Origin of the sequence: Agrococcus sp. HG114, from assembly GCF_024723325.1 — a bacterium.
Classification (GTDB): Bacteria; Actinomycetota; Actinomycetes; order Actinomycetales; family Microbacteriaceae; genus Agrococcus.
In genome coordinates, this window is record NZ_JANQCH010000136.1 from 1 (window position 1) to 5924 (window position 5924).

At 71.8% G+C, this 5924-nt stretch carries 5 protein-coding genes and 2 pseudogenes; 5 read left to right on the forward strand and 2 right to left on the reverse strand.

Going from position 1 to position 5924, the window contains the following annotated elements:
• The 4 genes and pseudogenes from NWP09_RS11145 to NWP09_RS11160 form a co-directional block, all read left to right on the forward strand.
• Positions 1–249 (forward strand): annotated as a pseudogene (locus NWP09_RS11145) (hypothetical protein); the annotation flags it as partial.
• Positions 250–253: 4 nt separating this feature from the next.
• Entirely contained in the window at positions 254–1936 is a 1683-nt protein-coding gene (gene ettA / locus NWP09_RS11150) for an energy-dependent translational throttle protein EttA (protein WP_258275583.1), read from the forward strand.
• A complete protein-coding gene (locus NWP09_RS11155; RefSeq protein WP_258275584.1) occupies positions 1936–2391 on the forward strand; it encodes a thioesterase family protein in 456 nt (151 codons plus the stop codon). The genes ettA and NWP09_RS11155 overlap by 1 nt, the downstream gene beginning before the upstream one ends.
• Before the next feature lie 51 nt (positions 2392–2442).
• Positions 2443–3969: a CoA-acylating methylmalonate-semialdehyde dehydrogenase gene (locus NWP09_RS11160; protein ID WP_258275585.1), complete on the forward strand. Its 1527-nt coding sequence runs from the start codon at positions 2443–2445 to the stop codon at positions 3967–3969.
• Positions 3970–4076: 107 nt separating this feature from the next.
• Here the strand turns inward: NWP09_RS11160 and NWP09_RS11165 are convergent, their stop codons facing one another.
• Both NWP09_RS11165 and NWP09_RS11170 read right to left on the reverse strand, forming a co-directional pair.
• Entirely contained in the window at positions 4077–4649 is a 573-nt protein-coding gene (locus NWP09_RS11165) for a GNAT family N-acetyltransferase (protein WP_258275586.1), read from the reverse strand.
• Positions 4649–5533 carry an acyl-CoA thioesterase II gene (locus NWP09_RS11170; protein WP_258275587.1) on the reverse strand — a complete coding sequence of 295 codons (885 nt, stop codon included), beginning with the start codon at positions 5531–5533 and terminating at the stop codon, positions 4649–4651. Before NWP09_RS11170 ends, NWP09_RS11165 begins: the two co-directional genes overlap by 1 nt.
• A 39-nt stretch (positions 5534–5572) precedes the next feature.
• Here NWP09_RS11170 and NWP09_RS11175 point away from each other — a divergent pair.
• A pseudogene (locus NWP09_RS11175) lies at positions 5573–5924 on the forward strand (hypothetical protein); the annotation flags it as partial.

The window sequence follows — 5924 nt, forward strand, 5'->3', positions numbered from 1 at the left end:
GGTCAGTCGCCGGCGGACCCGGCCGCGCTCGTCGCCGCGATCGAGGCGGCCGGCTTCGAGCGCGCGACCATCGAGCGCACCCGGGAGCTCGACTCGCTCGGCGCGCCGGTCACGTTCCTCGAGGTCGCCGCGCGCGCCGGGGACAGCTGCCTCATCGGGCAGGTCGGCGACGGCGAGCCGCTCGCGATGCGGGCGGCGCCGCTCGGCGGCGGCCGGTGCCTGGTGGGCGACATCGTCACCGTAGACTGAGGGCATGGCCGAGTACATCTTCTCCATGGTGCGCGCCCGCAAGACGGTGGGCGACAAGGTGATCCTCGACGACGTCACGACCGCGATCCTCCCGGGCGCGAAGATCGGCGTCGTCGGTCCCAACGGCGCGGGGAAGTCGACGATCCTGAAGATCATCGCCGGCCTCGACACGCCCTCGAACGGCGACGCGACGCTCTCGCCCGGCTACTCGGTCGGCATCCTCATGCAGGAGCCCGAGCTCGACGAGTCGAAGACGGTGCTCGAGAACGTGCAGCAGGCGTTCGGGCACCTCACCGAGAAGATCGCGCGCTTCAACGAGATCTCCGCGGAGATGGCGAACCCCGACGCCGACTTCGACGCGCTCATGGCCGAGATGGGCACGCTGCAGGAGCAGATCGACGCGGCCGACGCGTGGGATCTCGACTCGCAGCTCGAGCAGGCGATGGACGCCCTCCGCTGCCCGCCGGGCGACTGGCCGGTCACCAACCTCTCGGGCGGTGAGCGCCGCCGCGTGGCGCTGTGCAAGCTGCTGCTCGAGAAGCCCGACCTGCTGCTGCTCGACGAGCCGACCAACCACCTCGACGCCGAGAGCGTCCTCTGGCTCGAGCAGCACCTCGCGAAGTACCCCGGTGCCGTCATGGCCGTCACCCACGACCGGTACTTCCTCGACCACGTCGCAGGCTGGATCTGCGAGGTCGACCGCGGGCGCCTGTACCCCTACGAGGGCAACTACTCGACGTACCTCGAGAAGAAGGCCGAGCGTCTGCAGATCCAGGGCAAGAAGGACGCGAAGCTCGCGAAGCGCCTCTCGGAGGAGCTCGACTGGGTCCGCTCCAACCAGAAGGGCCGGCAGGCGAAGTCAAAGGCCCGCCTCGCCCGCTACGAGGAGATGGCCGCCGAGGCCGAGCGCACCAGGAAGCTCGACTTCGAGGAGATCCAGATCCCGCCGGGCCCGCGGCTCGGCTCGATCGTGCTCGAGGCGAACGACCTCGAGAAGGGCTTCGGCGACCGGCAGCTCATCGACGGGCTCTCGTTCACGCTGCCGCGCAACGGCATCGTCGGCGTCATCGGCCCGAACGGCGTCGGCAAGACGACGCTGTTCAAGACGATCGTGGGCCTCGAGCCGCTCGACGGCGGCTCGCTGAAGATCGGCGACACGGTCAAGCTCAGCTACGTCGACCAGGGCCGCTCGAACATCGACCCCAACAAGAACCTGTGGGAGGTCGTCTCGGAGGGCCTCGACTACATCCAGGTCGGCAACGTCGAGATCCCTTCGCGCGCCTACGTGAGCCAGTTCGGCTTCAAGGGGCCCGACCAGCAGAAGAAGGCCGGGGTGCTCTCCGGCGGTGAGCGCAACCGCCTGAACCTCGCGCTCACGCTCAAGCAGGGCGGCAACCTCCTGCTGCTCGACGAGCCGACGAACGACCTCGACATCGAGACGCTCGGCAGCCTGGAGAACGCGCTGCTCGAGTTCCCGGGCTGTGCCGTGGTCATCACCCACGACCGGTGGTTCCTCGACCGCATCGCGACGCACATCCTCGCCTACGAGGGCACGGACGAGAGCCCGGCCGACTGGTACTGGTTCGAGGGCAACTTCGAGGCGTACGAGCAGAACAAGATCGAGCGCCTCGGCCCGGAGGCGGCGAAGCCGCACCGCTCCGCGTACCGGAAGCTCACGAGGGACTGATGCGCCTCGCGGTGCCCGTGACGGTCCGCTGGTCGGACCTCGACGCGTACGGGCACGTCAACAACGCGAGCCTGCTCACGCTCCTCGAGGAGGCGCGCGTCGCCGCGTTCTGGGCGGGCGGCCCGGCCGGATCGCCCGCGACCGCGGTGATCGACGCCGGGCCGGGCGCGTCGAGCGTCACCGTGATCGCGCGCCAGGAGGCGGAGTACCTCGGGCAGATCCCGCACCACCGCGAGCCGATCATCGTCGACACGTGGGTCGGCCGGATGGGCGGCGCGAGCATGCTCGTCTGCTACGAGGTGCACTCGCCCGATCGCGCGGAGCTCTACGCGCGCGCGGCGACGACCGTCGTGATGCTCGACGCGAGCACCGGGCGGCCCCGCCGGCTCACCGACGCCGAGCGCGCGGCCTGGGAGCCGTACCTCGAGGAGCCGATCCGGTTCCGGCGCGGCTGAGCGCGCGTAGGCTGGAGCGGCAACGTCGCACCGGCATCGAGGAGCTCCACCATGACCGACACCGCCGTCGAGACCACCGAGCAGGCCGCGCCCCCGCGCATCCCGCACTGGATCCGGGGCCGGCGCCACGACGGCTCGGGCCGCACCGCACCCGTCTTCAACCCGGCGCTCGGCACCGTCGAGCGCGAGGTGCCGCTCGCGAGCCGCGACGAGGTGAGCGACGCGATCGCCGCGGCGAAGGCGGCGTTCCCCGCGTGGCGCGACCTGTCGATCGCCAAGCGCCAGTCGATCATGTTCCGCTTCCGCGAGCTCATCGTCGCCCGCCGCGATGAGCTGGCCGCGATCGTCACGCGCGAGCACGGCAAGGTCCACTCCGACGCGCTCGGCGAGATCGCCCGAGGCATCGAGGTCGTCGAGCTCGCGACCGCGTTCCCGCTGCTGACGAAGGGCGAGTACTCCGAGAACGCCTCGACCGGCGTCGACGTGTACTCGCTGCGCCAGCCGCTCGGCGTCGTCGGCATCATCAGCCCGTTCAACTTCCCGGCGATGATCCCGCTGTGGTTCGCGCCCGTCGCGCTCGCCGCCGGCAACGCGGTCGTCATCAAGCCGAGCGAGAAGGACCCCTCGGCGTCGGTGTTCATCGCCGAGCTCTTCCAGGAGGCGGGCCTGCCCGACGGCGTGCTGAGCGTCGTGCACGGCGACAAGGAGGCCGTCGACACCCTCCTGACGCACCCCGACGTGCAGGCGATCTCGTTCGTCGGCTCGACGCCGATCGCGGAGTACGTGTACGAGACGGGCTCGAAGCACGGCAAGCGCGTGCAGGCGCTCGGCGGCGCGAAGAACCACATGCTCGTACTGCCCGACGCCGACCTCGACGTGACCGCCGACGCGGCCGTGAACGCCGGGTTCGGATCCGCCGGCGAGCGCTGCATGGCCATCTCGGTCGTCGTGGCCGTCGACTCGATCGCCGACGAGCTCACGGCGAGGATCAGGGAGAAGATGGCCACGATCCGCACGGGCGACGGCACGCGCGACAACGACATGGGCCCCCTCATCACGGGTCAGCACCGCGACAAGGTCGCGGGCTACATCCAGACCGCCGCCGACGACGGCGCCGATGTCGTCGTCGACGGCCGCGACCCGGAGGTCGACGGCGACCCCAACGGGTTCTGGCTCAAGCCGACCCTCATCGACAACGTGCCGACCGACTCCGCCGCGTACAAGGAGGAGATCTTCGGTCCGGTGCTCTCGGTCGTGCGCGTCGCGAGCTACGAGGAGGGGCTCGAGCTCATCAACTCGAACCCCTACGGCAACGGCACCGCGATCTTCACGAACGACGGGGGAGCGGCGCGCCGGTTCCAGAACGAGGTGCAGGTCGGCATGGTGGGCATCAACGTGCCGATCCCCGTGCCCGTCGGCTACCACTCGTTCGGCGGCTGGAAGCGCTCGATCTTCGGTCAGGGCAAGGCGTACGGGAAGCACGCGTTCGAGTTCTACACCCGCGAGAAGGTCGTCACGAGCCGCTGGCTCGACCCGAGCCACGGCGGCCTGAACCTGGGCTTCCCCCGGCACGACTGAGCGCCGCGACGCCGACGGGTGCGCTCCGACCGGCGGGGTGCGGGGATGCCCGCACCCCGCCGGCCGTTCTGCACCGGTCACGCGGCAGGCGCCGACGGCGCCGGGCGTCAGCTGCGCCGCGCCGCGAGGATGAGCGACGTGCCGAACTCGCCGGTCGCGGGATTCACCTCGTCGTCGACATGGCGGGCCTCGACGACCATGCCGATCCGCTCGGCCACGCGCCGCGACGCGACGTTCTCCTCGTCGAGGTGCGCGATCACGCGGTGCGCTCCCATCGCGAAGGCGAGGTCGAGCGCCGCGCGCGCGGCCTCGGTGGCGACGCCCTGGCCCTGCGCTTCCGGCGCGATCGTCCAGCCGAGCTCGGCCTGGCGGCTCCCGAGGCTCGTGATGCGCACCATGAGGTCGCCCACGAGCTCGCCGTCCCGCTCGATGCCGAGCTGCGCGGCGTCGCCGTCGCGCAGCAGCACGGGCGCGCCGCCCGCCGTCCAGGCCATGAGCTCGGCCTCGGTCTGGTCGCGGTTGTAGGTCCAGCGCCGCTGCCCGGGGGCGTTGCGGTACGCCCGCACGGCGTCGATGTCGTCGGGCCGCAGCGTGCGCAGCACGAGCCGCTCGGTGCGCAGCGGCAGCGCAGCGCGCAGCACCCGCATCGCCTCGGCCGGCGCGATCGCCTGCACCGGCATCAGGCGCCGGGCCCCTCGACGGGCACCCGCACCATGCCCTCCTGCGCGATCGTCGCGACGTGCGTGCCGTCGGCGCGGTAGACGTGGCCGTGGCCGAGCCCTCGCCCGCCGCCGGAGGAGCTCGTCTCGAGCTCGAGCAGCAGCCACTCGTCGACGCGGACCGGGCGGTGCCACCACACCGCGTGGTCGAGGCTCGCCGCCTTGAGCCCGGGCGTCGACCACGCAGCGCCGTGCATGCGCACGATCGGCTCGAGGATCGCGTAGTCCGAGAGGTACGCGAGCGCCGCGCGGTGCAGCGCGTCGTCGTCGGGGAGGCGATCCTTCGCCTTGATCCACACGTGCTGCTTGCCGTGCCGCGGCCGGTTCGGGTCGGGCACGTAGACGGGGCCCTCGACGTGCCGGATGTCGAAGGGGCGGGCGATGACCGCGCGCGCCGACGGGTGCTCCGCGAACGGCGCGAGCACGTCGTCCGAGCTCGGCAGCTCCTCCGGCGCCGGCAGCCCCTCGGGCATCGGGTGCTGGGAGCTCGGGCCCTCGTCCTCGTCCTGGAACGACGAGATCATCGACATGATCGGCAGGGCGTTCTGGTACGCCTGCACGCGCCGCGTCGAGAACGAGCGGCCGTCGTGGATCCGCTCGACCGAGAACGTGATCGGCAGCGCCACGTCGCCGGGCCGCACGAAGTACCCGTGCACCGAGTGGATGCGCCGATCGTCCTGCACCGTGCGCTGCGCCGCGACGACGGCCTGCGCCATGACCTGCCCGCCGAACACGCGGTCGAGCGGCATCGGGTGGCTCGTGCCCGTGAAGATGTCCTCGCTCGTGCGCGCGCCGGTGTCGGTCAGGTCCAGGGTCTCCAGCAGGATGCGGATGCGCTCGGTCATGCGTTCCTCTCGCGGTCTGCCGCTTAGTCTATGGAGCGCATGCACGCCATCCTCTCCCTCGACGAGCGCTCGCGCGCCGACCTCGTCCGGCTGCTCGACCGGGCCGCCGTGTTCGGCGACGGCACCGTCCGGCTCGTCGCCGACGGCGACGTCGCGCTGCTCACGACGCCGATGACCGCCGCCGCCGGCCTGCTCGACTCGGGGCCCACGATCCTCGTCGCGCGCGCCTCCCGCATGCGCGCGTCGGCGCGCTTCGACGGCGTCGTCGCGCTGCCGGCGCTCCGCGACGCGCTGCGCGAGGGCGCCGATGTCGAGATCCCGGATGCGGTCGGCCGGCCCGCGTGGGCCGCCGTGTCGCCGCCCCGGTCGGGCTGGGCGCACTCCGGTGACG